This window comes from Variovorax multivorans (assembly GCF_051216835.1).
Taxonomy (GTDB): Bacteria; Pseudomonadota; Gammaproteobacteria; order Burkholderiales; family Burkholderiaceae_C; genus Variovorax.
In genome coordinates this window covers 273,957-298,176 of record NZ_JBPJZL010000007.1, presented here as the reverse complement: position 1 = coordinate 298,176, position 24,220 = coordinate 273,957, and the positions used below count along the sequence as shown (strand labels likewise).

Sequence of the window (24,220 nt, the reverse complement as noted above, 5' to 3'; positions counted from 1 at the left end):
CTCAGTGGGTGTGCGTGGCCGAGCTCTTGCCCTGCTGCGACTTCACGACGAAGCTGCCGCTGGCGGCATAGGCCGCGCCGGGCTTCAGGCCGCTCACGATCTCGATGCGCTTGCCGTCGCTGCGCCCGGTCTGCACGTGCTGCGGCACAAAGCCACCGGGCACGCGCAGGAACACGGTCGGCTTGTCTTCCACCGTCTGCACCGCTTCGGCCGAGACGGTCACGGGGGCATCCGTTTCGGAGGCCACGAGCTCGACGTTCACGAACAGGCCCGGGCGCCAGATGCGCTGCGGGTTCGTCAGCGTGACACGCGCAGTGGCGGTGCGCGTCTGCGCGCCGATCAGCGAGCCTACGTACGACACCTTGCCGGTCGCGGTCTGGTCGAAGGCGCTGGAGCGGATGCTCACCGGCTCGCCGATGCGCACCAGGTTCAGATTGTTGGCGGCCACGCTGATCTCGGCCCACACGGTCGACAGATCGGAGATGGTGAAGACGTTGACTGCCTCGCCCACCGATTCGCCGAGCGAGATGTGCTTTTCAACCACCATGCCGTCGAAGGGCGCGCGCAGCTCGTAGCGACCCAGCGCCGACGAGCCGGGCGTGGCGCCGAGCGCCAGCAGCTTCTGGTTGGCGTTGGCCACGGCGATCTGCGCTTCCTGCATGGCCTGCTGGGCCTGCAGGTAGTCCTGCTGGGGGGAGATCTTTTCTTCCCACAGTTTCTTCTCGCGCTCGTAGGTGGAGCGGGCCAGCTCCAGCCGGCGCTGCGCCGATTGCAGCGCGCTGCGCTGCTCCGACAGCGAGGGGCTTGAAAGCACCGCCAGCACCTGCCCGCGCTTGACCTCCTGACCGAGGTCGGCCGACACGCTGTCGACCACGCCCGCCACGCGCGGCACCACGTGGGCCGTGCGGTCCTCGTTGAACTTGATCTCGCCGGGCAGCTGCAGCGACGACTTGATGCGCGCGGGGCCGGCGCTCTCGATGGTCATGTCGGCGGCCTTGATCTGCTCGTCGGTGAAGGCGATCTTTTCTTCGTCTTCCTTGTGTTCCGACGTTGCGGCCTTTTCCTTGCCTTCCTCGTGGTGCTCGTTGTCGGCATGGCCCTTGGCCTCGCCGTGATCGTGGTCGTGGTCCTTGCCCTCTTGCTTGGCTTCCTTGCCACCTTCTTCGTGATGCTCGCCGTCGCCGTGCCCGGTAGCCTCCGAATGGCCGGCCGCTTCGGGCTTGGCGGGTGATGTGCGCAGGATCATCGCGCCCGCGCCGAGGCCCAGCACCAGGACGACCGCGATGGCGATCCACTGCTTCTTGCCGATGCGCTCGGCGAAAGGTTTGCGTTCTTGGGTGTTCATGATCTGTGGTGTTTCTTGCTTGCTTGTCAGCGCACGACGGGTGGCGTCGCGGCAGAGATGTCGTTGCCTTCGTTGCCGAGCAGTCGGTCGAGGTCGCCGGCGGCGCGGTGCGCGTCGGCCAGTGCGAGCAGGTATTGCGCGCGCACCTGGAACAGCGTGCGCTGCGCGTCGAGTGCTTCCAGGAAGCTGAACTTCCCGAGCTCGAAGCCCTTGGTGGCGGCCTTGTAGGCGGTCTCGGCGCCGGGTAGCGCGTCGCGCTGCAGCGTCTCGGCGGTAGCGCGTGCGGAGCGCAGGCGCTCGGAGGCTTGCGCGACGTCGGTGCCCAGCTGCAGCTCGGCGGCAGCGAGGTCGTCACGCGCCTTTTCTTCGCGGCTCAACGCCTCGGCCACGTTGCCGCGATTGGTGTCGAAGATCGGCAACGGAATTGACAGGCCCACGACCACTTGGTTGCGCCGGCTGCTGCCGGTCTCGCCTTCGGATGCAGGCACGCGCTTGGCGCCGAGCGACACAGTCACGTCGGGGATGCGCTTGGCCTGCTCCAGGTCAGACAGCGCCTTGCGCCGCTCAACCTCAAGCCGCGCTTGCTGCACCACGGGCGCTGCGCCCAAGCGGCTGGCCACGTCCTGCGCCATCGCCGGCAGCTGATCGACCGCGCCATCCACCTGCGTGAAGCGCGGGTTCGGGTTGCCCCACAGCGCGGCCAGTTGCTGGCGTACCGAGCGCAGCGTGCCCTCGGCCTGCAACAGCTCAACGCGGATGCCGGCCTCGGCCACGCGCGCCCTGGTTTCTTCCAGCGGCGAGACCTTGCCGGCGGCCACTCGATTGGCGGCCGCGCGGGTGGCCGTCTGCGCGAGGCTTACGGAATCCTGCGCGAGCCGCAGGCGCTCTTGCGCGGTCAGCACGTCGAAGAAGGCGGTAACGGTCGCCGCGCGCACCTCGGCGCGGCGACCGGCCAGCGCCGATGAGGCCTGGTCGCGCGCGCGTTCGGCCGCCGTCACGCGGGCCGCGCGCTTGCCACCCAGCTCGAGGGGCTGGCTCAGCTGCAGCGTGGTGGTGCGGTTGTCGCGGCGCAGGTCTTCCATCTGCGCGTCGAGCGTGGGGTTGGGCCATGCGCCGGCCTGGACGATGGCGGCCTCGGTGGCCTCCTGCTCGCGTGATGCGGCAGACAGGCCCGGGTTGGCCTGCAACGCCATCGCAACGGCGTTGCGCAGGGTCAGCGGGCCCGCGGGCTCCAGCGTGCGGGCAGCCGCGTTGGCCTGCTGTGAATACGGGGTGCCGGCAGCGGCCGACACTGCGGCCTGTTGTGAAAAAGCCGGGGGCGCCGCCAAGGCCAAAATGGCCAGCGGCACGAAGAGCGTGCGCATCGAATTCTCCTGGGTTGCGAAACAACGGACGGGCGAATTCGGCGAGAAGAGCTCAGCTGATGGTGGGTATCAGAGGGGGAATGTGTTCTCTCGCCGAATCAGAGGACGAGAGACCAGTCGGGACGGACCGGAACGTCGGAGATGTGCGAGGCGAAGCGCTCGGCAGGCATTGCGCGCAGGGCCTGGGCCACGCGCGCCGCAGCCAGCACCGGCTCCACCGAAGCATCCGCATGCTGGGCATAGCCGGCATGGCAGACAGCGCATTCGCCGACCACTGCATTGGGCTGGGTGCTGGAGTTTTTCTGCGCGCCCTCGCCACTGTGGCTGCGGTCGGTGCCGCGGGTTTCGCTTTCGTGGTGGCCCCAGTGCTCGGGCTGCGTATCGCGCTCATGCTGGCAATACGCCGATGCCGACGCCCAGCTGAACTGGAACGGCAACAGGACGAGCAGGAAGATGAGGAGCCAGCGGCGCATGGAGGCAAAAAGTATATCGACGGCCAGCGGCGGGCATTCCGGCAATGGCCCTGCGAACTGCAGGCCCGGCGCAATGTATGACACGCGGGTGGGGTTTTGTCCGTCAATAGGATTACCGAAACGTAACCCGCGTATTGAAAGTGCTTCGATACCATGCGGCAATGAGAATACTTGTCATCGAAGACGAGCCCAAACTAGGCGACTACCTAAAAAAGGGGCTGGAGGAGAACGGTTACGTCGTGGACATCGCCCGCGACGGCATCGAGGGGAGATACCTCGCCACAGAGGGGGAATACGCATTGGTCCTGCTCGACGTGATGCTCCCCGGCATCGATGGCTTTGCCGTGCTGCAGGCCATCCGGCGCACCAAGAACGTGCCCGTGCTGGTGCTCACGGCGCGCGACAAGGTCGAAGACCGCGTGCAGGGGCTGCAGCAGGGCGCGGACGACTACCTCGTCAAGCCCTTCTCCTTCTCCGAGCTGCTGGCCCGTGTGCAGGCGCTGCTGCGTCGCGGCAAACCACAGGAATCGACCATGCTGCGGCTGGCTGACCTGGAGGTCGACCTCCTCAGCCGCAAGTGCGTGCGCAACCGCACGCGCCTCGACCTCACGGCCAAGGAGTTCACGCTGCTGCTGGTGCTGCTGCGCCGGCGCGGCCAGATCCTGTCGCGCACCACGCTTGCCGAGCAGGTGTGGGACATGAACTTCGACAGCGACACCAACGTGGTCGAAGTGGCCATCCGGCGCCTGCGCAGCAAGCTCGACGATCCGTTCGAGGTGAAGTTGCTGCATACGGTGCGCGGCATGGGCTACGTTCTCGAAGACCGCTCCTGGTCTTGACCGCCCGGCCGCACTCACTCCAGAGCCGCTTGTCGCTCTGGTTCGCCGCGCAGACCCTGTTCGGGCTCAGCGTGATCTGCTTCGCCATCTACCTCGTCACGGCCTGGAGCTTCGGGCAGAAACAGGAAGAGGAGCTCAACCAGAAGGCAGTGCTGGTGGAGCATCTGCTCAAGGAGGCCGAGAAAGGCGGCGACCTCGTCTTCCTGCAGCACAAGCTCGACGACTTCTTCTCGATGCAGGACGACGTGAGCCTGTCGATCTCGCATGCGGGCAAGCAGCTTTTCCAGTCCAGCCCCACGGCCGGCGGCCGCTGGATGCGGCGCGACCTCGTGGTGCCCTGGCAGCAGAGTGGCCTGACGACGCAGCTGCAGGTGCAGCTCGGAGTGAACACGGCACAGGAAGCCCGCCTGCTCGAACGGCTCGCATGGACGCTGCTGGGCGCCGTCGTGCTGGGCACGGCGCTGGTCTCGCTCACGGGCATGTGGCTGGTGCGGCGCGGCCTGCGCCCGCTCAAGGCGCTGGCCGAGCGCACTGCGGCAATGGCGCCCGACAAGGCCAACCGCCCCATCGACGCGATGGACTTCGCCGAAGAACTGCGCCCATGGATCACGCAGTTCAACGCACTGCTGCTGCGGGTGCAGCGTGCCTACGTGCAGCTCGAATCATTCAACGCCGACGTGGCACACGAGCTGCGCACGCCGCTGGCCAACCTGATCGGCTCCACCGAACTCGCACTCACGCGCCCACGCAGCAACGAAGAGCTGCAGTCCGTGCTCGCCTCCAACCTCGAAGAGATCGGCCGGCTCTCGGGCATCGTCACCGACATGCTGTTTCTCTCGCAGGCCGAACGCGGCGCGCCGATGCGCACGCGGGCGGTGACGAGTCTGGCGGTGCAGGCCGGCGACGTGATCGACTTCTACGATGCCATGCTGGAAGAAGCCGGCCTGCGCGCCGAGGTCAAGGGCGACGCCATGGCCGACGTGGACGCCGCGCTGGTCCGGCGCGCGCTCTTCAACCTGCTGGGCAATGCGATCCGCTTTGCGGCGCCGGCTTCGACGATTCGCATCGAGATCGGCGCGGAGAACGACGATGAATTCGCAGTCGCGGTCGTCAACAAGGGCGAGCCGATAGACCCCGCCGCCCTGCCCCGCCTGTTCGAGCGCTTCTACCGCGCGGCGCAGGCGCGGGACGGTTCGACCCGACACCACGGCCTTGGCCTGTCGATCGTGGAAGCCATCGCGCGCATGCACGGCGGACGCGTGTTCGCGGCCAGCCAGGGCGGCGAAACGCGCATCGGGTTCACGGTGCGGCGCAACAGCAACCAGGACTAAGGCTTGGCGTGCGCGGCATCTGCCGCAACCGCCCCCTTGCGGCCGATGAACAGGTTGATCAGCGGCCCCGTCATCGCCGTGGTCACGAGTGCCATCACCAGCAGCATCGTGAAAAGCTCGGGGCCGATCAGCCCTGCGTCGAGGCCGATCTTCATCACGATGAGTTCCATCAGCCCGCGCGCATTCATCAGCGAGCCGGTGGCCAGGCTGTCGCGCCAGCTGTAGCCCGCCATGCGCGCACCAGCCGCGCCACCGGCGATCTTGCCGACGGTGGCAACGCCCACGATCAGCAGCATCGCGCCGAGGCTCGCGCCCGAGAAGGCGTTGGACGTGGTGCCCAGCCCCGCCAGCGCGAAGAACAGCGGCATCAGCACGACGATGGAAATCGGCTCGATCCGCTCGGTGAGCGACTTCAGCAGCCGGTCGTCACGCGGCAGGCAGGCGCCGAACAGGAAGGCGCCGAACACCGCATGCAGGTGCAGCCACTCGGTGACCAGCGCCGTTGCCAGCAGGCCGAGCATCAGCGCCGCCATCACTGTGGTCGAAGGCTCGCCCTCGGGCGCCTTGGCGCGCAGCAGCCGCGCGAAGGCCGGCTTGAGCCCGAAGAACAGCGCCAGCAGTACCACCGCCATGCCCAGCGTGGTCTTGAGCAGGCCCTGGTAGCCCTCGCCCGCACCGACCATTGCGACCACGAAGGCCAGCAGGATCCAGGCGAACACGTCGACCACGGCCGCCGCGCCCAGCGACAGCTGGCCGAAGGGCGTGCGCGTCATGCCGCGGTCTTTGAGGATGCGCGCCATCACGGGAAAGGCCGTGATCGACAGCGCCGCCGCGATGAACAGCGCAAACGGCCAGAAGCCGACGCCGGCCGGCGCAAGCGTGGGATGCAGCGCCGGCGCAATCGCGATGCCCAGCGCCATCGGCACGACCACGCTCAGCACGCCCACATAGCCCGCCGAGCGAAGCTGCTCGCGCACGCCCTGCGAGGCTCGCAGCTCCAGGCCGACCACGAACATGAAGAGCACCAGCCCCAGCGTCGACAGCGATGAGAGCCCCTGCAGCGATTCCTTGGAGAACAGCTGCGCGTGCAGCGAGGGGAACAGCGCCCCCATCACGACCGGCCCGAGCATCAGCCCCGCCGCCATCTCGCCGACCACGCCGGGCTGCCCCACATGGCGAAGCACCCACCCGCATAAACGCGCGGTGGCCAGGATGACGATGAGCTGCAGCAGGAGCGAAGTGACGGACATCGAAGAACTGGAATCGGTGAAGAAATTCGGCCGATGTTAGTTCGAAGCCGCATCGTCGAGCCAGCGATTGGCCCACTGGTTCAGCGGCGTGAGGCGCTTGACGAGTTCGCTGCCCGACTCGGTGAGCACATAGCCCGCGTCGGCAAGCTCGACCACTCCGACTGCGCGCAGCTCCTTGAGCCGGTCATTCAGCACCGAGGGCGACATGTCGTCCGTGCTGACGCGCAACGCCCTGAAACTCTGCGGCAGCCCGTCGCGCAGCTCCCACAGGATGCGCAGCGTGCCCTTGCGGCCGAGCTGCTCCAGCAGCCGCATGATGGGTCGGCGCGATGCCGTGGGTTGTGCGTCTTCCATGCGAAGCCCTTCAGATGATCGATGCGCGAGTGTACGTCCTTTCGCTACGCATTTCGTAGCGATAGACTGCATCTGATCGCTACGCTTTCCGTAGCGATTCCATCCACTCCATCGAAGGAACCACCCATGGCCGACACCGCCGCCAACCGCGCGCCCAGGATCCCCCCGCTCGAAGCCCCCTACCCCGAACCCATCGGCGATCTGCTCACGCGCATGACGCCGCCACAAGCGCCCGAAGTTCTCGCGTTGTTCCGCGTGATGGCCGTGAACCCCGCGCTGGCCGAGCGCACGCTCGACCTGGGCCGCTACCTGCTGGGCCGCAAGGCGGCCATCAGCCTGCGCGAACGCGAGATCGTGATCCTGCGGGTCTGCGCCCGCTGCGGCGCCGAATACGAATGGGGCGTGCACTGGACCGGCTTCGCAGACGCGGCCGGCTTCAGCGAGACCGACCGGCGGGTGATGGCATCGGCGGACAGCGACCTCTCATTGCTCGCGCCGCGCGACCGCCTGCTGGTGTCGATGGTCGACCAACTGCACGACACCAGCGATGTGGACGATGCGCTCTGGGAAGCCTTGAACGCACACTGGAGCCACGCACAACTGGTCGAGCTGATGATGCTCGCGGGGTGGTATCACTCGGTGAGCTATGTGTGCAACGCGGCGCGCGTGCCGCTGGAGAAATGGGCCGCGCGCTGGTAAGGCAGCTCGCGTCGCGGCTCACTTCGGCACGCGCATCAACCGCAGCCCGTTCGCCACCACCAGCAGGCTCGCGCCCATGTCCGCGAACACCGCCATCCACATCGTCGCGCTGCCGAACACGGCAAGCACGAAGAACACGCCCTTGATGCCCAGCGCCAGCGTGATGTTCTGCCACAGCACCGAGTGCGCGCGGCGCGACAGGCGGATGGTCTCGGGAATGCGGCGCAGGTCGTCGTTCATGATGACCACGTCGGCCGCTTCCATCGCGGTGTCGGTGCCGGCACCGCCCATCGCGAAGCCGATGTCGGCCTGCGCGAGCGCGGGGGCGTCGTTGATGCCGTCGCCGGTCATCGCGGCGGCGCCGTAGCGCTGCTGCATCGCCTTGATGGCGTCGAGCTTTTCCTCGGGCAGCAGGTTGCCGCGCACGTCGTCGATGCCGGCGTGGGCGCCGATGGTCTTTGCAGTGGCAGTGTTGTCGCCGGTGAGCATCACGGGCACGACGCCCAGGGCGCGCAGCTCTGCCACCGCAGCCTGCGACGATTCCTTGATGGTGTCGGCCACGGCGAACAGCGCAAGCACGGCCTTGTCCGATGCGAGCAGCGTGACAGTGCGGCCCGCTTCTTCATGGCGCTTCAGCTCGGCTTCGAGCGACGGCGTGCACAGGCCCCGTTCCTCGATCAGGCGGTGGTTGCCGAGCACGTAGGCCTGCCCCGCGTGCGTGGCCTGCACGCCGCGGCCGGGCAGCGCGGTGAAGTCGCCGACCTCGTCCCGCTGCCCCTTCAAGCCTTCGGCAATGGCCTTCGACACGGGGTGGTCCGAGCGGCCCGCAATGCTGGCGGCAATGGCGAACATCGTGGCTTCGTTGCCCGATGCGTCGATCAGCACGGACTCCACAAGCTTCGGCTTGCCTTCAGTGATGGTGCCCGTCTTGTCGAGCGCCACAGCCTTGAGCTTGCGCGCTTCTTCGAGATACGTGCCGCCCTTGATGAGAATGCCGCGCCGCGCGGCCGATGCGAGCGCGCTTACCACCGTGACGGGCGTGGAGATGACCAGCGCGCACGGGCATGCGATGACCAGCAGCACCAGCGCCTTGTAGATGGCCTGCAGCCACGTCCAGTCCATGAACAGCGGCGTGAGCGTCGCGACGGCCAGCGCCAGCGCGAAGACGGTGGGCGTGTAGATGGCGGCGAACTTGTCGACGAAGCGCTGCGTCGGCGCGCGCGAGCCCTGTGCCTCTTCGACTGCATGGATGATGCGTGCAAGCGTGGTGTTGGCCGCCACGGCCGTCACGCGAAACTCCAACGCAGCAGTCTGGTTGATGGTGCCCGCGAACACCGGGTCGCCGATGGTCTTGTCGACCGGAATGCTCTCGCCCGTGACCGGAGCCTGGTCGATGGCGCTGATGCCAGCGGTGACAACTCCGTCGAGCGGCACACGTTCGCCGGGGCGGATACGCGCGATGGTGTCGAGTGCCACGGTGTCGGCCATCACAGTCTTCCAACTGCCGTCGGCCTGCTTCACCTCGGCCTGCTCGGGCGCGAGCGCCAGCAGGCTCTGGATGGCGTTGCGCGCGCGGTCCACAGCGCGGGCTTCGATGAGCTCGGCAATCGCATAGAGCGCCATTACCATCGCGGCTTCGGGCCACTGGCCGATGATGAAAGCGCCCGTCACGGCCACGGCCATCAGGGCGTTGATGTTGAGGCGTCCGCGCACCAGTGCGCCGAAGCCCTTCTTGTAGGTGTCGAGCCCCGCAAGGCCGATGGCGCCCAGCGCGAGCGCCATCTCGGCAACCATGAAGCCCTTGCCCTCGAGTCCCATGAAGGAGATCGACTCGGCCGCGATAGCGAGGACCAATGCGGCGACCAGGCGCGCGAGGCCGATGCTCATGCCCGCGATGCGCGCTGGCGCGACGGGTTTCGCGTCTGTCGCTTCGACTACAGGCTCGGGCTTGAAGCCAGCCTTGCGGATTGCATCGAGCGCCAGGGGCAAGGCTACGGCATCGGCCGTGATCGCCATCGTGCGTTCGCCGAGGCGAAAGCGCAGGCCCTGGACACCGGCTACCGGCTCCAGCGCGCGGCGGATCTCGGACTCTTCGACGGCGCAATCCATCGTGGGAATGCGAAAGAGCAAGGCACCCTTCGGAATATCGGCCGTGTCGACGGCTGGGGCCGGCGAAGAGCCGCAGACCGGGTTGCCGCAGCAGGAGGTTTCGGCCGGTGCACGTGCGTGCGTGTGTCCGTGCGCATGGCTGTGACCATGGTCGTGATCGTGCGGGTGAAGGGCCGGAGTGACCGGGTTCAGAGTGTTCTGATTCGTCATGGAATCGATTGGAAACCCTGAAGCAGGTGTAGAGTCAACCGCTCATTTCCACTCGTACATTTGCCGCATCATGAAAATCGGTGAACTGGCCAAGGTCGCGAACACGCCGGTCGAAACCATCCGGTACTACGAGCGCGAGCAACTGCTGCCCGAGCCCGCGCGCACCGACGGCAACTACCGCATCTACGACGAAGACCACGCCCAGCGCCTGGGTTTCATCCGCCGTTGCCGCTCGCTGGACATGACGCTCGACGAAATCCGCAGCCTGCTGAAATTTCGCGATGCACCGCAGGAAGACTGCGGCGAGGTCAACCAGCTGCTGGACGACCACATCGGCCACGTGGCCGCGCGCATCACCGAGCTCAAGACATTGGAAAAGCAGCTGAAGGCGCTGCGCCAACAGTGCTGCGGCCCCGAATCGGCGAGCGCCTGCGGCATCCTGCAGGAACTGGACACCGCCGCGCTCGCACCCGAGACCTTCAGTCAGCACGCAGGCCACGTGCATGGGGCGCTGCATGCGCCCGCCAAGCGCGCCGGCTAGTCAGGCCGGCTGACCAGGCTTGCTATTTGCCGATGAGCTGTGTGAGCTTGTCTGCCTCGAAGCTCTCGTCGCGTGCCGCATCGCCGGGCACGCAGTCCTTGGTGCCGGGCTGCGCCGACAGCTTCTCGATGGCCTGCCACAGCAGCGCGATCTGGTGCTCCTGCCCCGATGCGCTGTCGACCAGCCCGCGCAGCGCCTGGCTCAGCGGATCGTCGTCCTGCGTGATGCCGTAGGCAGAGAACTTCTGCGGCTCGGCCACGTCGGCGCTCTCGTCGGTCTTCGACGGGATGATGCGTGCGGGAATGCCCACCGCCGTCGCCCCAGCCGGCACCGGCTTGATGACCACCGCATTGCTGCCGATCTTGGCGCCGTCGCCAACGACGAACCCGCCAAGCACCTTGGCCCCCGCGCTCACCACCACATTGCGTCCCAGCGTCGGATGCCGCTTGGTGCCCTTGTAGAGCGAGGTGCCGCCCAGCGTCACGCCCTGGTAGATGGTGCAGCCGTCGCCAATCTCGGCCGTCTCGCCGACCACCACGCCCATGGCATGGTCGAAGAACACCCGCTCGCCGATCTTGGCCGCCGGGTGAATCTCGATGCCGGTCATCCAGCGCGCCCAGTGCGCGATGAAGCGGGCGGGCCACTTGAAGCCATGCGTCCAACAGGCATGCGCCCAGCGATGCAGCACCACGGCATGGAAGCCGGGGTAGACCGTGATCACTTCCCAGGCGCTGCGAGCGGCCGGGTCGCGTTCGAGGATGCACCGGATGTCGGCGCGCAGTCGAGAGAACATCGCTGCCTTTTGTCGTTATATCGATATGGGGCGGGCAGTCTATAACCCGCCGTCATCGCTTACAGGCGATAAGGTTTTAAAAGGCTACGAGCCTCGCGGCGGGCGGGTGGCGTCGCTCATGGCCTTGGCAATGCCGCGCAGGATGTGGATTTCTTCCGGCGTGGGCTGGGCGCGGTTGAAGAGCTGCTGCAGCCTCGGCATGAGCTTCTTGGGCGCCTCGGGGTCGAGAAAGCCGATCTCCACGAGGGAGCGCTCCCAATGGTCGAGCATGCCGGCCACCGCCTGCGCATCGGCCGCCTGCACCGGGTTGATGGCCTCGCGCACCTCGTAGCCGCCCAGCGCCAGCCGCCACTCGTAGGCGACCACCTGAATGGCCGCGCCCAGGTTGAGCGAGCCGAACTTCGGGTCGGTCGGGATGCTCAGGGCCACGTTGCAGCGGTAGACGTCTTCGTTCCGCATGCCGAAACGCTCGGAGCCGAACAGGAAAGCCACGTGCTGGTCGCCCTGCTTCGACAGGGGCTCCAGGTGCTCCCGGGGCGTGCGCGTGGGCGGGCCGAAGTCGCGCGGAATCATGGCCGTGGCACACAGATGGGTCACGCCGTCCAGGGCTTCGTCCAGCGTTTCGACGATGCGGGCGTTGGTCAGCACGTCGAGCGCGCCGCTCGCGCGCTGGATGGTTTCCTCGCGCCGCAGCACGTTGGCCCAGCGGGGAGCCACCAGCACGAGGTCGTCGAAACCCATGGTTTTCATGGCGCGGGCGGCGGCGCCCACATTGCCGGCGTGGCTGGTCTGGATCAGGATGAAACGGGTGCGCATGGCGGGTTTGGAGACACTAACGGGCGGAGCCGGTAAAATGCCCGATTCTCGCCGCCCGCATCGCCGGGTCGCCTCCGGGGGACCAACCCCACCGTTCTTCTCACAATCCAGAATGTCGTCCCCCAACCTGCATCCCATGCTCAACGTGGCCGTCAAGGCCGCACGCGCCGCCGGCGCGATCATCAACCGCGCCGCCCTCGACGTCGAGGCCGTGCGCATCTCCCAGAAGCAGGTCAACGACTTCGTCACCGAAGTCGATCACGCCAGCGAAAAAGCGATCATCGAGACGCTGCTTGGCGCGTACCCGGGGCACGGCATCCTGGCCGAAGAATCGGGCACCGAATACGGCGCCAAAGACTCCGACTACGTCTGGATCATCGATCCGCTCGACGGCACCACCAATTTCATCCACGGCTTCCCGGTGTACTGCGTGTCCATCGCGCTGTCGGTGCGCGGCAAGATCGAGCAGGCCGTGGTGTACGACCCCACCCGCAACGACCTGTTCACCGCCACCAAGGGCCGCGGCGCCTACATGAACGAGCGCCGCATCCGCGTGTCGAAGCGCACCCGCCTCAACGAGTGCCTGATTTCCACCGGCTTCCCGTTCCGCACCGGCGACAACTTCAAGCAGTACCTGGCCATCATGGCGGACATGATGCCCCGCGCGGCCGGCCTGCGCCGCCCCGGCGCCGCGGCGCTCGACCTGGCCTACGTGGCGGCCGGCTTCACCGACGCCTTCTTCGAAACCGGCCTGAACCCCTGGGACGTGGCCGCGGGTTCGCTGCTGGTCACCGAGGCTGGCGGCCTCATCGGCAACTTCACGGGCGAGCCCGAATTCCTCGAGCAGCGCGAATGCCTGGCCGGCGCTCCGCGCATCTACGGCCAGTTGGTGCCGCTGCTCGCCAAGTACTCCAAGTTCGCCAACGTGGACGACAAGCTGCGCGCCAGCGACCGCGTGCGCGCCGTTTCCGCCTCGACCAAGTCGAACGCGGACGATGCCTCGGCTGACCTCTACGCCCGCAGCACCGTGGTCGACTTCGCCGACGAAGCGGCCGAAGGCGCCACCCAAGCCGCTGCCGAAGCGAAGCCCGCTCCCCGCAAGCTCACGCGCGTGCGCCGTGACGCGCCCGCCAACGGTACCCCTCCCCAGCCCCGCGAGGGCGACGCCTCCGCCAAGTGACGATGCTGGGGCCCAACGCCGCGCCCCGCGTTCGTGCCGCTCTGCGCATTGCGCTGAGCCACTACGTCGCGAGCGGGCTCACCGTTGCGCTGGGCCTGCTGTTCATCTCGGGCGGCATCCACTTCTGGCTCGGCACCATCGCGGCCTCGGCCGCCGCCACCGGCGTGATCGTCACCGCGCCGCCCGACCTGCCGGGCCCGCGCCGCGGCAAGTTCTTCCAGATGCTGCCGGCGCCGCTCATCGGCCTGCCGCTGTTCTTTGCCGTGCAGATGCTGCACACCGCGCCCATTCGCCTCGGGCTGCTGCTGGTGCCCGCCACCTTCATGGCCTTCCTGGCCATGGCCTGGGGCAAGCGGGGCATCCCGATCGCCATTGCGGTGATGTTCTCGATGGTCTTCTCCATGGCCACGCCCGCTCCCACCGGCATGGCCGACGCGCTGGAGCGCACCTGGCACTTCGGCCTGGGCGCGGGCCTGTACGTGATCTGGGCCACGCTCGCCAACCTGGCGCTCAACGGGCGCTTTCGCACCCAGTCGGTGGCCGACGTGCTGTATTCGCTGGCCGCGCTCATGCGCACCGAGGCCAGCCAATTCCTGCCGCAGGACGAAACCCGCGATGTGCGCGACCCCCCCGCGCCGGTGCTGGGCCAGTTGCTGCGTGAACAGGCCGCGCTGGCCGACCAGTTGCAGGCCACGCGCGACATCGTGCTCGAATCGCCGCGCACCCCGCGCCGCCAGCGCCTGGCCGCCATGCTGGTGATCGTGCTCGAAATGCGCGACCAGTTGCTGGCCAGCGAGCTCGACCTGGACACCCTGCGCGCCCACCCCGCGCACGCCGAGGCGCTGATCGAAATGCGCTGCGTGCTCGAGGAGCTCGCCGACGAAACCATCGCGCTGGCCGACGCCCTCATGATGGGCCGCCACCCCGAAGCCGTGGCCGACCGCCGCCCGCGCCTCGCGGCCATCCACGTTTCGGCTGACGACAGCGCAAACATGCACGGTGGAGGCGGTGGCCACATCGGCCCCACGGCTGCCATGCTCGCGCGCGGGCTGGCCAGCCGTATCGGCCACATCAACGACGAAGTGCTGCGCCTGTCGGCCATGGCGCGCGGCGATGCCGAGCCCAACCTTGCCGTGGTGCGCGCCAACTGGCAGCTCTTCGTGAGCCCGACCGACTGGTCGCTGCGCCCCTTCCTCACGCTGTGGCGCTGGGACCAGCCGCCGCTGCGCCACGCCATCCGCGCGGCGCTGGCCATTGCCGCCGGCTACGCCATCGCGGTGTCGATGCCCTGGGGCTCGCACGACTACTGGATCCTGCTGACTATCGTGGTCGTGCTGCGCGGCAGCCTCTCGCAGACGCTGGAGCGCCGCAACGCGCGCGTGGCCGGCACGCTGCTGGGCTGCGTGCTCGCGGTCGGGCTGCTGTCGGCGCATCCTTCGGCGCTGATGCTGCTGGTGATCGTGACCGTGGCGCAGGCCATTGCACACAGCTTCGCGGTGCGGCGCTATCTCATCACCGCCGTGGCCGCCACCGTGCTCGGCCTGGTGCAGGCCCACATGCTGAACGTGGGCGTGGCGCCCATCTTCGCGCTGTTCGAGCGCATCGCCGACACCCTCATCGGCGCCGCGCTGGCCTGGGGCTTCTGCTACGTGCTGCCCTCGTGGGAGCGCACGCAGATTCCGGCGCTGGTGTCGCGCGTGCTCACCGCGCAGGCCCGGCATGCGCGCCTGGCGCTCGGCCTGGGCCAGCTGCAGGCCATCGACAGCAGCCCCGAGCTCGAATGGCGTCTCGCGCGCCGCGAGGCCTACGACAGCCTCTCGGCGCTGGTGCAGGCCACGCAGCGCTCGCTGTCGGAGCCGCGCGCCGTGCAGCCGCCGCTGGAGCCGCTGGAACACCTGCAGGCCCACAGCTACCAGCTGCTCGCGCAACTGAGCGCGGTGAAGTCGATGCTCGTGCTGCGGCGCGACCGCCTCACGCCGGCAGAGGTCGAGGGCCCCATCAGCCGCACCGCGCAGCGCATCGAGGCGGCCATCGGAACCACTCCCACCACCGGCCCCTCTCACCCCGAGAGTGCCGGCTCGACCACCGTCGGTGGCCCGATCCCCCTGCCCGACCCGTTCGACAACGACATCAGCCCCTGGCTGCTGCGCCGGCTCGACCTGGCCACGGCCCTGGCCACGCAGCTGCGCGACGACGCGGCGCGCATTCTTCAACCCCTGAACGAGACAACAGCAGCCACGACGACCACCGCCTGATGACCAAAGAGATACTTGCCCACCCCTGGTTCGGCACATGGATTGCCATCCTCGTCGCCATCCCGCTCGCTCTTCTGGTTCACCGCATCGGCGGCCTTGTCCTGAAGCGCATCACCCGTCCCGTGCCCACGGTGCACGCGATGGTGATCAACTGCAACGCGCCGGCGCGGCTGGTGCTGCCGCTGGTGGCGCTGCTGCTCATCTTCCAGGCGGCGCCTGACGACCTGCGCTTCATCGGCAACGTTCGCCACCTCAACGGCCTGCTGCTCATCGCCGCCGCCACCTGGCTCACGGTGAAGGCCATCAGCGGCTTTGCCGACGGCGTGCTGGCGCAGAACCCCTCCGACATCGCCGACAACCTGCAGGCCCGCCGCGTGCTCACGCAAACACGCGTGCTCGCGCGCACCGCTATGACGGTGGTCGTGGTGGCCGGCGGCGCGATGATGCTCATGACCTTTCCCGGCGCACGACAGGTGGGCGCGAGCCTGCTGGCCTCGGCCGGCGTGATCGGCATCGTGGCCGGTCTTGCGGCCAAGCCGGTGTTCAGCAACCTCATAGCCGGCCTGCAGATCGCGCTGGCGCAGCCGATTCGCATCGACGACGTGCTGGTGGTCGAGGGCGAATGGGGCCGCGTCGAAGAAATCACCGGCACCTTCGTCGTCATCCGCATCTGGGACGACCGGCGCCTGATCCTGCCGCTCACCTACTTCATCGAGAAGCCGTTCCAGAACTGGACGCGCCACTCGGCCCAGCTGCTCGGCTCGGTCTTCATCTACGTCGACTACGGCATGCCGCTCGCGCCGCTGCGCGAAGAGGCAGAGCGCATCGTGAAGGCCGCGCCCGAGTGGGACGGCCGCTTCTTCAACCTGCGCGTGACCGACGCCACCGAGCGCACCATGCAGGTCCGCGTGCTCTGCACCGCAGCCACCTCGGGCCTGGCCTTCGACCTGCGCTGCAGCGTGCGCGAGGGGCTGATCGATTTCATGCAGCGCGAGTACCCGCAGTTCCTGCCGAAGACGCGCATCGCGAGCGAAGGCAATCAGGAGCGCGAACACCAGCAGGCCGCGGCCTGATCCGGCCTTGAAGCCAGAGCAACCGGCCCCCGAACGGCGCTCCACGCTCACGCGGGCCCTGCTGTACGGCTTTGCGCTGCTGTGCCTGGTGCTCGGCCTCATCGGCGTCGTCGTGCCCGGCATGCCGACGACGGTGTTCATCCTGATGGCTGCATGGGCCGCTGCCCGCAGCTCGCCGCGGCTGCACGCCTGGCTGCTGAATCACCGCCTGTTCGGGCCGCTGCTGCACAACTGGGCCAACGGCCGCACCGTGAGCCGCCGCGCCAAGTGGAGCGCGACGGCCACGATGGCGGTGTGTGCCGTGATCGTTTCCTTCACCGCACACCGCACCTGGCTCGCCGTGCTGGCCATCGCGTGCATGGCGACGGTGCTGGCGTGGCTGTGGTCGCGGCCGCTTCCGCCACCGTAAGCACTGCGATCAGGGATCAGCGCCTGCGGCGCATCGCGGGAAGCGCAAGGTTCGTGAACGCGCGCAGCAGCCACTCCACCGGCCCGTAGACGAAGCGGCTCATCCACCAGCGGCTCAGCACCAGCTGCGCCGCGAAGATTGCGAAGGCGATGGCCGTGGCTGCGAGCGGGCCGACCGTGCCGATCCAGCGCAGCCCATACGCCAGGAAGAGCCATGCGCACACCAGCGACTGCATCAGGTAGTTGGTCAGCGCCATGCGCCCCGCCGGCGCCAGCACGCTTTCCAGCATGCGGCCGCGCGGCGTCTGCATCAGCAGCACCAGGCCTGACGCATAGGCGGCGGCGAGGAAAGGCGCGGTCAACAGCGTGGCTGCGAGGCCGTAGAGCTCGCGGACGGCGTTGTCCAGCCGTATCGACGGAAAGGCATACACCAGGGCCCCCGGCAGCCCGATGGCCAGCCCCCAGAACAGCAGGCGCCGGAACAGCGCACGATGCGCATCGGCGTTTGCGAAGAGCCCGCGCCGCCCGGCGATGAAGCCCGCGAAGAACATCGCCAGCGCCGTCGGCGCCTGCACCAGCCCCGTGACCCACCAGATCTGCGACAGCTCGCGCAAGTGCTGGACGATCACCGTGGCGGGCGTTCCGCGATAGGCCGCCAGTGCCGCGGCCGCCTCGACGTAGGCATTGCCCATCGTGTCCTGCGGAATGCCAGCCAGCGCCCACAGATAGCCGATGCCGGCCCAGAGCAGCGCCGTCGCCAGCACCAGCCCGACCGCACAGCGCACGAGGAACACATCGCCACGCCGCCGCAGCATCAGCAGCACCGCGCCCAGCACTGCATAGGTGGTGAGGATGTCGCCGTGGTACAGCAGCACCGCATGCAGCAGGCCGATAACCCACAGCGCCCCCAGGCGCCGCAGCAGGCGCGGCGCGAAGGGCTTGCCGTCGCGCTCGGCCGCGCGCATCTGCAAGGTGAAGCTGTAGCCGAAGAGAAAAGAGAACAGCAGATAGAACTTGGTCTCGAACACCAGCGTTCTGACGAGCAAGGCCGCGCGCTCCAGTGCCGACTGCGCCATCGGGTCGGGCACGCCAACGCCGTAGTAGGTCGAGGAAAAGCTCGCGATGTTCACGACAAGAATGCCCAGCAGCGCGAAGCCGCGCAGGGCGTCGACCAGCGACTGGCGTTCAGGGTCGACTTTTCTCATGAGTCCACCATTAGACCAAGCGGCCGATCTGCTATTCAAAAGCCCCTTGAACTCGAACGCCCCACTCGGCTTGAGCACCGCGGCGCACCGTGGCACGATCCACCGGATGACCAGCAGACCCACCGCTGCGCAGCAACTGCGCGACCTCGCACGGCTGCGCCGCGTTCGCGACCGGATCGACCGGGAATACGCGCAGCCGCTGGACCTCGAAACGCTCGCGCGCGACGCGGGCATGTCGGCCGGGCACCTGAGCCGACAGTTCCGCATCGCCTACGGCGAGCCGCCCTACGCCTACCTGATGACGCGGCGCATCGAGCGCGCAATGGCGCTGCTGCGGCGCGGCGACCTCAGCGTCACCGAGGTCTGCTTTGCGGTCGGCTGTGGGTCGCTGGGCACCTTCACCACCCGCTTCACCGAACTGGTGGGCATGCCGCCCGGCAGCTACCGGCGACAGGAAGCGAGCGCGACCGAGGGAATGCCGTCTTGCGTGGCAAAACAAGTGACACGACCGATCAGGAATCGAGAAGCGCCGGCCCCGGAGCCGCAGCTAGCATGGCCACCCCTGCCTACCTAGCAACAACATCGCCATGGACATCACCATCCACTCGACCTTTCTCCCGCACGACGACCCGGAAACCTCGCTGGCCTTCTACCGCGACACCCTCGGCTTCGAGATTCGCAACGACGTCGGATACGGCGGCATGCGCTGGATCACGATCGGCCCCGCCGGCCAGCCCGGCATTTCGATCGTGCTGTATCCGCCGGCCGCCACGCCCGGCCTCACCGACGACGAGCGCCGCACCATCGCCGAGATGATGGCCAAGGGCACCTACGCCACGATCCTGTTTGCCACCAAAGACCTCGACGGTGCCTTCGCGCGGCTGCAGGCCGCCAAGGCCGAGATCGTCGAGGAGCCGACCGAGCAACCCTACGGCGTTCGCGACTGCGCCGTGCGCGACCCCGCGGGCAACATGATCCGCATCCAGCAATTGCGCTGACCCACCGCCCCGAAAGACGGAGACACGATGAGCAAGGCCCCAAAGAAGGACTCGAAGAACACCCCGCACGCCGCCGACCACCACGACCTGATCCGCGTGCAGGGCGCGCGCGTGAACAACCTCAAGGACATCAGCGTCGAGCTGCCGAAGCGGCGGCTTACGGTGTTCACCGGCGTCTCCGGCTCGGGCAAGAGCTCTCTGGTGTTCGGCACCATCGCCGCGGAGTCGCAGCGGCTCATCAACGAAACCTACAGCGCCTTCGTTCAGGGCTTCATGCCCACGCTGGCGCGGCCCGAGGTCGACGTGCTCGACGGCCTGACGACCGCGATCATCGTGGACCAGGAGCGCATGGGCGGCGACCCGCGCTCCACCGTCGGCACCGCGACTGACGCCAACGCGATGCTGCGCATTCTTTTCAGCCGCCTCGGCAAACCGCACATCGGCTCGCCCAGCGCCTTTGCCTTCAACGTGCCATCGGTCAAGGCGACCGGCGTCATCACCGTCGAACGCGGTGCCAGCAAGACCGTGAAGCAAAGCTTCAACCGCACCGGCGGCATGTGCCCGCGCTGCGAAGGCCGGGGCGCCGTTACCGACTTCGACCTGACCGCTTTCTACGACGACAGCAAATCGCTCAACGAAGGCGCGCTCACCATTCCCGGCTTCAGCATGGAAGGTTGGTACGGCCGCATTTTCAACGGCTGCGGCTTCTTCGACCCCGACAAGCCCATCCGCAAGTTCACGAAGAAGGAGCTGGACGCCCTGCTCCACAAGGAGCCGACCAAGATCAAGGTCGATGGCATCAACCTCACCTACCAGGGGCTGATTCCGCAGGTGCAGAAGTCTTTCCTGGCCAAAGATGTCGACGCCATGCAGCCGCACATCCGCGCTTTCGTGGAGCGGGCGGTAACGTTCAGCACCTGCCCCGAGTGCGACGGCACCCGGCTCAGCGAGGCGGCCCGGTCTTCGAAGATAAAGAAGATCAACATCGCCGATGCCTGCACCATGCAGATCAGCGACCTGGCCGAATGGGTGCGCGGGCTCAACGAGCCTTCTGTGGCGCCGCTGCTCGCCAAGCTGGCCCACACGCTCGACTCGTTCGTGGAAATCGGGCTCGGCTACCTGAGCCTCGACCGCCCCTCGGGCACGCTCTCCGGCGGCGAGGCGCAGCGCACGAAGATGATCCGCCACCTCGGCTCCTCGCTCACCGACGTGACGTACGTGTTCGACGAGCCGACCATCGGGCTGCACCCCCACGACATCCAGCGCATGAACAGCCTGCTGCTGCGGCTGCGCGACAAGGGCAACACCGTGCTCGTGGTGGAGCACAAGCCGGAGGCCATCGCCATCGCCGATCACGTCGTCGACCTCGGCCCCGGGGCCGGCACTGCCGGCGGCACTGTCTGCTTCGAAGGCACCGTCGAGGCACTGCGGGCCAGCAACACTCTCACCGGCCGGCACCTCGACGACCGGGCCGCCCTCAAGAAAAAGCTGCGCAAGCCCACGGGCAAGCTGCCGATTAGCGGTGCGAAGACGCACAACCTGCGCAACGTGAGCGTCGATGTGCCGCTGGGCGTGCTGGTCGTCGTGACCGGTGTGGCCGGCTCCGGCAAAAGCTCGCTCGTGCACGGGTCGATTCCTGCCGGCGCGGGCGTGGTGTCGGTAGACCAGGGCTCGATACGCGGCTCGCGCCGCAGCAACCCGGCCACCTACACCGGGCTGCTCGACCCGATTCGCAACGCATTCGCGAAGGCCAACGGCGTGAAGCCCGCCCTGTTCAGCGCCAACTCCGAGGGCGCCTGCCCTGCCTGCAACGGCGCCGGCGTCATCTACACCGACCTGGCGATGATGGCCGGCGTTGCCACCACCTGCGAGGAGTGCGAGGGCAAGCGCTTTCACGCCTCGGTGCTCGAGCATCACTTCGGCGGGCGCGACATCAGCGAAGTGCTCGCCATGTCGGTGACCGAGGCCAGGGAATTTTTCGGCGCTGGCGATGCCCGCACGCCGGCTGCGCACGCCATCCTCGACCGGCTCGCCGACGTCGGGCTCGGCTACCTCAGCCTCGGCCAGCCGCTCACCACCCTGTCGGGCGGCGAGCGGCAGCGGCTCAAGCTGGCCACTCACATGGCGGAGAAAGGCGGCGTCTACGTGCTCGACGAGCCGACAGCCGGCCTGCACCTTGCCGATGTCGAGCAACTGCTCGGCCTGCTCGACAGGCTGGTGGATGCAGGCAAGTCGGTCATCGTCGTCGAACACCACCAGGCGGTAATGGCGCATGCCGACTGGATCATCGACCTCGGCCCCGGCGCCGGGCATGACGGCGGCCGGGTCGTGTTCGAAGGCACGCCCGCCGACCTCGTCGCCGCCCGCTCAACCCTCACGGGCAAGCACCTTGCGGCCTACGTCGGCGCCTGAGCGGGACTCCATAAGCGTGAGACCGGACAGACGCCACCGGCATTAAGGACTAGAGTGCCCCACGCGGATGTCTTTCTGCGCATCACCGAAAGGACTCCCATGACACACACCAGGCCTTGCGATGGCTGACGCCGCCTTCTTTCACGACGCTTCGGGCACGGTACGCTTTTCGGTGGCAGTGGAGGGTCACGACGTGAACGCGAGCATCGGAAGAGAAACCCTGCGCTATCACTACCGCACCGGCGAAGACGCCGACCCACTGAACACCTACGGCCTTCATGCCGAGGAAATCGACGCGGCCGTGCGGCGCCGGCTGGCACAGGGCTCGATGGAGCCCGTGATGCTGCGGGAAAACGACCTCAAGGCTCCCGCGTAGGGCCTCAAACCTTTCGCTTGAGCACGATCCCGCGGATCGTTGCGAGTAACAGCCGCGCGCCCTCCCCCAGCTCGCCGCTGCGGCGCACCGTGAACCCGACCGGGCCTTCGGTGCTCGACGTATCGATGGCCACGCGCTTCAACTCGCCGCGCGCGATGAAGCCTTCCACCGCTCCTTGCGGCGCGAACCATACTGCGTCGCAGCGCTGCAGCAGCCCCACCACGAAGCTCGTGTCGGTCGCCTCCACCAGCCGGTTGGGCAGCGCGAGGCCCTGCGCGATCAGGAAGGCATCGGCCGTGTGCCGGATGAGCGTGCCCGACACCGGTAGCACCAGCGGGTGTGCGGCCAGTGCGTCGAGCGTTGGCTTGCGCCGTGACGCGAGCGGATGGCCGGGGCGCACCACCAGCAGCAGCGGCTCGCTGAAGAGCTGCTCGAAGGCCAGGTCGGCCATGGCAGAGGCCTGCGCGAGGCGGCCGAGCACAACGTCGATTTCGCCCTGGCGCAGCTGCGTCATCAGCTGCGCGTTGGTGCCGCTCATCACGCGCACGCGCAGCGCGGGGTGCGCGTCGTTCAGCAGGGCGACGGCTTCGGGCAGCAGGTTGGCCACCATGTTCGGCAGGGCGCCGACGGCCATGCGCAACTGGTCGGCCTCGGGCTGGTCCATCGCCAGGCCCATGCCTTCGCGCAGACCGCGCAGGGCAGAGACGGCATGGCGCACCAGCACCTCGGCGGCCGGCGTGAGCTCCACGCCGCGGCGGCGGCGCAGCAGCAGCTGGCGGCCGACGATCTCTTCCAGCTCGGCAACGGTCTTGGACACCGCCGGCTGCGTGAGCGAGAGCGCCTCGGCCGCGCGCACGAGGTTGCGCTCTTGCGCCACCGTCACGAGGCATTGCAGATGGCGCAGCTTCAGGCGTGCAAAGTTCATGGCTGACATGGGGCTTTCCTTGAGCGAGCGGCCGTTTGAATATAACCAGCAGGAATACCTGGCAGAAGAGCTTTCAGTTGTGCAGTCCGCGCTGGCCTCCTAGAGTTGCCTTCGACACGAAGACATAAGGAGACAACAGAGACATGACCACCGGTTCACCGAACGCCTTCGGCGGCACGCGCCGCCTTGCCATTGCCATCACTACCTGCGCGGCACTCGTCCTTGGCACCATCTCCACCCACGCCACCGCAGCCGACGCGCCCTACCCCACCAAGCCGGTGAAGTTCCTCACCAACTTCCCGGCGGGCGGCCCCATCGACATCCTCGCCCGCGCGCTGGCCGATGCGCTGCAGAAAGACCTGAAGCAGCCCTTCATCGTCGACAACCGGCCCGGTGCCGGCGGCAACATCGGCGCCGACCTGGTCGCCAAGAGCCCGGCCGATGGCTACACCGTGCTGCTGGGCATCGACAGCACCTTCACCATCAACCCGCATCTGTACGCGTCGATGCCCTTCGCGGCCAAAGACCTGAAGCCGCTGATGATCTTCAGCTCTTCGGGCCTGAGCTTCGGCGTGGCCCCGGGCGTCAAGGCGAAGACGCTGCCCGAGTTCATCGCGCAGGCCAAGGCCGAGCCGGCCACCTTCAGCTCGGCCGGCAACGGCAGCCCCGGCCACATTGCCGCCGAGATCTTTGCAACCGAGACGGGCGCGAAGATCACCCACGTGCCCTACAAGGGCAACTCGCCGGCCGTGCTGGCGCTGATGGGCGACGAGGTGCAGGCCGGCATCCTCGCCACGCCGGGCCTGCTGCCGCAAGTTCAGTCGGGCAAGCTGCGCGCGCTGGCCGTTACCGGCAAACAACGCTCGCCGCTGCTGCCGCAGGTGCCCACCGTGGGCGAACTGGGCCTGAAAGGCCTGGAGTTCGAAGTGCTCTATATCTCGATGGTGCCCGCCGCCACGCCCGAACCGGTGATGCAGACGCTGCGAGCCTCGCTGCAGAAGGCGATGGCCCTGCCCGAGGTCAAGGCCCGGCTGGCCTCGCTAGACATGGTGCCGCTCGCAGAAACCGGCAACGCAGCCAGCGAGCACCTGGCCGCCAGCCAGGCGCGCTACGGCCGCATCGTCAAGGCAACCGGCATGAAGGTGGACTGATGAGGCCGGTGTTGTCGCGGGGTAAACCCCGGCAATGGTTGATTTGATCAATCGAACGCAGCGTCTTCAGAATCGTCCGCAACCGCGAGCCTCGCGGTCACACTTACTGGTCA

23 protein-coding genes are annotated in these 24,220 nt (G+C 67.8%); 13 read left to right on the top strand and 10 right to left on the bottom strand.

The genetic code is table 11. The features are described from left to right. Position 1: 1 nt before the first annotated feature. The 3 genes from ACSFCA_RS20385 to czcI all read right to left on the bottom strand — a co-directional run bounded on the left by ACSFCA_RS20385 (position 2) and on the right by czcI (position 3,182). Entirely contained in the window at positions 2–1,345 is a 1,344-nt protein-coding gene (locus tag ACSFCA_RS20385; RefSeq protein WP_435460717.1) for an efflux RND transporter periplasmic adaptor subunit, read from the bottom strand. A 26-nt stretch (positions 1,346–1,371) separates the two neighbouring features. After that, positions 1,372–2,709 carry a TolC family protein gene (locus ACSFCA_RS20380; RefSeq protein WP_435460718.1) on the bottom strand — a complete coding sequence of 446 codons (1,338 nt, stop codon included), beginning with the start codon at positions 2,707–2,709 and terminating at the stop codon, positions 1,372–1,374. Positions 2,710–2,807: 98 nt separating this feature from the next. After that, the gene (czcI, locus tag ACSFCA_RS20375) at positions 2,808–3,182 is read right to left on the bottom strand and encodes a cation efflux protein, CzcI family (RefSeq protein ID WP_435460719.1); all 375 of its coding nucleotides are present in this window, start codon (positions 3,180–3,182) and stop codon (positions 2,808–2,810) included. A gap of 161 nt (positions 3,183–3,343) precedes the next feature. On the opposite strand from czcI, the gene ACSFCA_RS20370 reads away from it, so the two are divergent. Together ACSFCA_RS20370 and ACSFCA_RS20365 are read left to right on the top strand one after the other, a co-directional pair. After that, on the top strand, positions 3,344–4,021 hold the full coding sequence (locus ACSFCA_RS20370) for a heavy metal response regulator transcription factor (protein WP_258350223.1): 678 nt from the start codon (positions 3,344–3,346) through the stop codon (positions 4,019–4,021). After that, positions 4,018–5,352: a heavy metal sensor histidine kinase gene (locus ACSFCA_RS20365; RefSeq protein WP_435460720.1), complete on the top strand. Its 1,335-nt coding sequence runs from the start codon at positions 4,018–4,020 to the stop codon at positions 5,350–5,352. The genes ACSFCA_RS20370 and ACSFCA_RS20365 overlap by 4 nt, the downstream gene beginning before the upstream one ends. Here ACSFCA_RS20365 and ACSFCA_RS20360 read toward each other — a convergent pair. Then, entirely contained in the window at positions 5,349–6,602 is a 1,254-nt protein-coding gene (locus ACSFCA_RS20360) for a cation:proton antiporter (RefSeq protein ID WP_435460721.1), read from the bottom strand. The genes ACSFCA_RS20365 and ACSFCA_RS20360 overlap by 4 nt on opposite strands. Positions 6,603–6,638: 36 nt before the next feature. Further along, positions 6,639–6,956, bottom strand: a complete 318-nt coding sequence (locus ACSFCA_RS20355) for a winged helix-turn-helix transcriptional regulator (protein ID WP_093057898.1) — start codon at positions 6,954–6,956, stop codon at positions 6,639–6,641. 126 nt (positions 6,957–7,082) lie between these two features. Here ACSFCA_RS20355 and ACSFCA_RS20350 point away from each other — a divergent pair, with 126 nt between their 5' ends. Beyond that, entirely contained in the window at positions 7,083–7,655 is a 573-nt protein-coding gene (locus ACSFCA_RS20350; RefSeq protein WP_435460722.1) for a carboxymuconolactone decarboxylase family protein, read from the top strand. 18 nt (positions 7,656–7,673) lie between these two features. On the opposite strand, the gene ACSFCA_RS20345 is transcribed toward ACSFCA_RS20350, so the two are convergent. Next, the gene (locus tag ACSFCA_RS20345) at positions 7,674–9,974 is read right to left on the bottom strand and encodes a heavy metal translocating P-type ATPase (RefSeq protein WP_435460723.1); all 2,301 of its coding nucleotides are present in this window, start codon (positions 9,972–9,974) and stop codon (positions 7,674–7,676) included. A gap of 70 nt (positions 9,975–10,044) precedes the next feature. Between ACSFCA_RS20345 and cadR the strand changes: the two genes are divergently transcribed. Continuing rightward, positions 10,045–10,515, top strand: coding sequence for a Cd(II)/Pb(II)-responsive transcriptional regulator (gene cadR / locus ACSFCA_RS20340; protein ID WP_093177695.1), 471 nt, complete (start codon positions 10,045–10,047; stop codon positions 10,513–10,515). A 22-nt stretch (positions 10,516–10,537) separates the two neighbouring features. Here cadR and cysE read toward each other — a convergent pair whose 3' ends face one another. Both cysE and ACSFCA_RS20330 read right to left on the bottom strand, forming a co-directional pair. Continuing rightward, positions 10,538–11,308: a serine O-acetyltransferase gene (cysE, locus tag ACSFCA_RS20335; RefSeq protein WP_093177697.1), complete on the bottom strand. Its 771-nt coding sequence runs from the start codon at positions 11,306–11,308 to the stop codon at positions 10,538–10,540. 84 nt (positions 11,309–11,392) lie between these two features. After that, positions 11,393–12,124, bottom strand: a complete 732-nt coding sequence (locus ACSFCA_RS20330) for an RNA methyltransferase (RefSeq protein WP_435460724.1) — start codon at positions 12,122–12,124, stop codon at positions 11,393–11,395. 112 nt (positions 12,125–12,236) lie between these two features. Here ACSFCA_RS20330 and ACSFCA_RS20325 point away from each other — a divergent pair, with 112 nt between their 5' ends. From ACSFCA_RS20325 to ACSFCA_RS20310, 4 genes are read left to right on the top strand one after another with little or no spacing between them, the layout of a single operon-like run. Beyond that, the gene (locus ACSFCA_RS20325; protein ID WP_258350227.1) at positions 12,237–13,304 is read left to right on the top strand and encodes an inositol monophosphatase family protein; all 1,068 of its coding nucleotides are present in this window, start codon (positions 12,237–12,239) and stop codon (positions 13,302–13,304) included. A 2-nt stretch (positions 13,305–13,306) separates the two neighbouring features. Further along, complete coding sequence (locus tag ACSFCA_RS20320) at positions 13,307–15,559, top strand: FUSC family protein (protein WP_435460725.1); 2,253 nt, start codon at positions 13,307–13,309, stop codon at positions 15,557–15,559. Further along, positions 15,559–16,632 (top strand): mechanosensitive ion channel family protein, encoded by a 1,074-nt coding sequence (locus ACSFCA_RS20315; protein WP_435460726.1) that lies wholly within the window; start codon positions 15,559–15,561, stop codon positions 16,630–16,632. The genes ACSFCA_RS20320 and ACSFCA_RS20315 overlap by 1 nt, the downstream gene beginning before the upstream one ends. A gap of 7 nt (positions 16,633–16,639) precedes the next feature. Beyond that, positions 16,640–17,041 carry a YbaN family protein gene (locus tag ACSFCA_RS20310; protein ID WP_435460727.1) on the top strand — a complete coding sequence of 134 codons (402 nt, stop codon included), beginning with the start codon at positions 16,640–16,642 and terminating at the stop codon, positions 17,039–17,041. Positions 17,042–17,057: 16 nt separating this feature from the next. Here the strand turns inward: ACSFCA_RS20310 and ACSFCA_RS20305 are convergent, their stop codons facing one another. Beyond that, positions 17,058–18,245: a DUF418 domain-containing protein gene (locus ACSFCA_RS20305; RefSeq protein WP_435460728.1), complete on the bottom strand. Its 1,188-nt coding sequence runs from the start codon at positions 18,243–18,245 to the stop codon at positions 17,058–17,060. 106 nt (positions 18,246–18,351) lie between these two features. Between ACSFCA_RS20305 and ACSFCA_RS20300 the strand changes: the two genes are divergently transcribed. From ACSFCA_RS20300 to ACSFCA_RS20285, 4 genes are all read left to right on the top strand, one after another. Next, positions 18,352–18,819, top strand: a complete 468-nt coding sequence (locus ACSFCA_RS20300; protein WP_435460729.1) for a helix-turn-helix transcriptional regulator — start codon at positions 18,352–18,354, stop codon at positions 18,817–18,819. Positions 18,820–18,832: 13 nt separating this feature from the next. Next, the gene (locus ACSFCA_RS20295) at positions 18,833–19,243 is read left to right on the top strand and encodes a VOC family protein (protein WP_258350232.1); all 411 of its coding nucleotides are present in this window, start codon (positions 18,833–18,835) and stop codon (positions 19,241–19,243) included. Between the two features lie 27 nt (positions 19,244–19,270). Beyond that, positions 19,271–21,655, top strand: coding sequence for an ATP-binding cassette domain-containing protein (locus ACSFCA_RS20290; protein ID WP_435460730.1), 2,385 nt, complete (start codon positions 19,271–19,273; stop codon positions 21,653–21,655). 121 nt (positions 21,656–21,776) lie between these two features. Next, positions 21,777–22,031 (top strand): DUF1488 family protein, encoded by a 255-nt coding sequence (locus ACSFCA_RS20285; RefSeq protein WP_435460731.1) that lies wholly within the window; start codon positions 21,777–21,779, stop codon positions 22,029–22,031. A 4-nt stretch (positions 22,032–22,035) separates the two neighbouring features. On the opposite strand, the gene ACSFCA_RS20280 is transcribed toward ACSFCA_RS20285, so the two are convergent. Further along, positions 22,036–22,965, bottom strand: a complete 930-nt coding sequence (locus ACSFCA_RS20280; RefSeq protein WP_435460732.1) for a LysR substrate-binding domain-containing protein — start codon at positions 22,963–22,965, stop codon at positions 22,036–22,038. A 134-nt stretch (positions 22,966–23,099) separates the two neighbouring features. Here ACSFCA_RS20280 and ACSFCA_RS20275 point away from each other — a divergent pair, with 134 nt between their 5' ends. Next, positions 23,100–24,107 carry a Bug family tripartite tricarboxylate transporter substrate binding protein gene (locus tag ACSFCA_RS20275; RefSeq protein WP_435460733.1) on the top strand — a complete coding sequence of 336 codons (1,008 nt, stop codon included), beginning with the start codon at positions 23,100–23,102 and terminating at the stop codon, positions 24,105–24,107. The last annotated feature ends 113 nt before the right edge of the window (positions 24,108–24,220 follow it).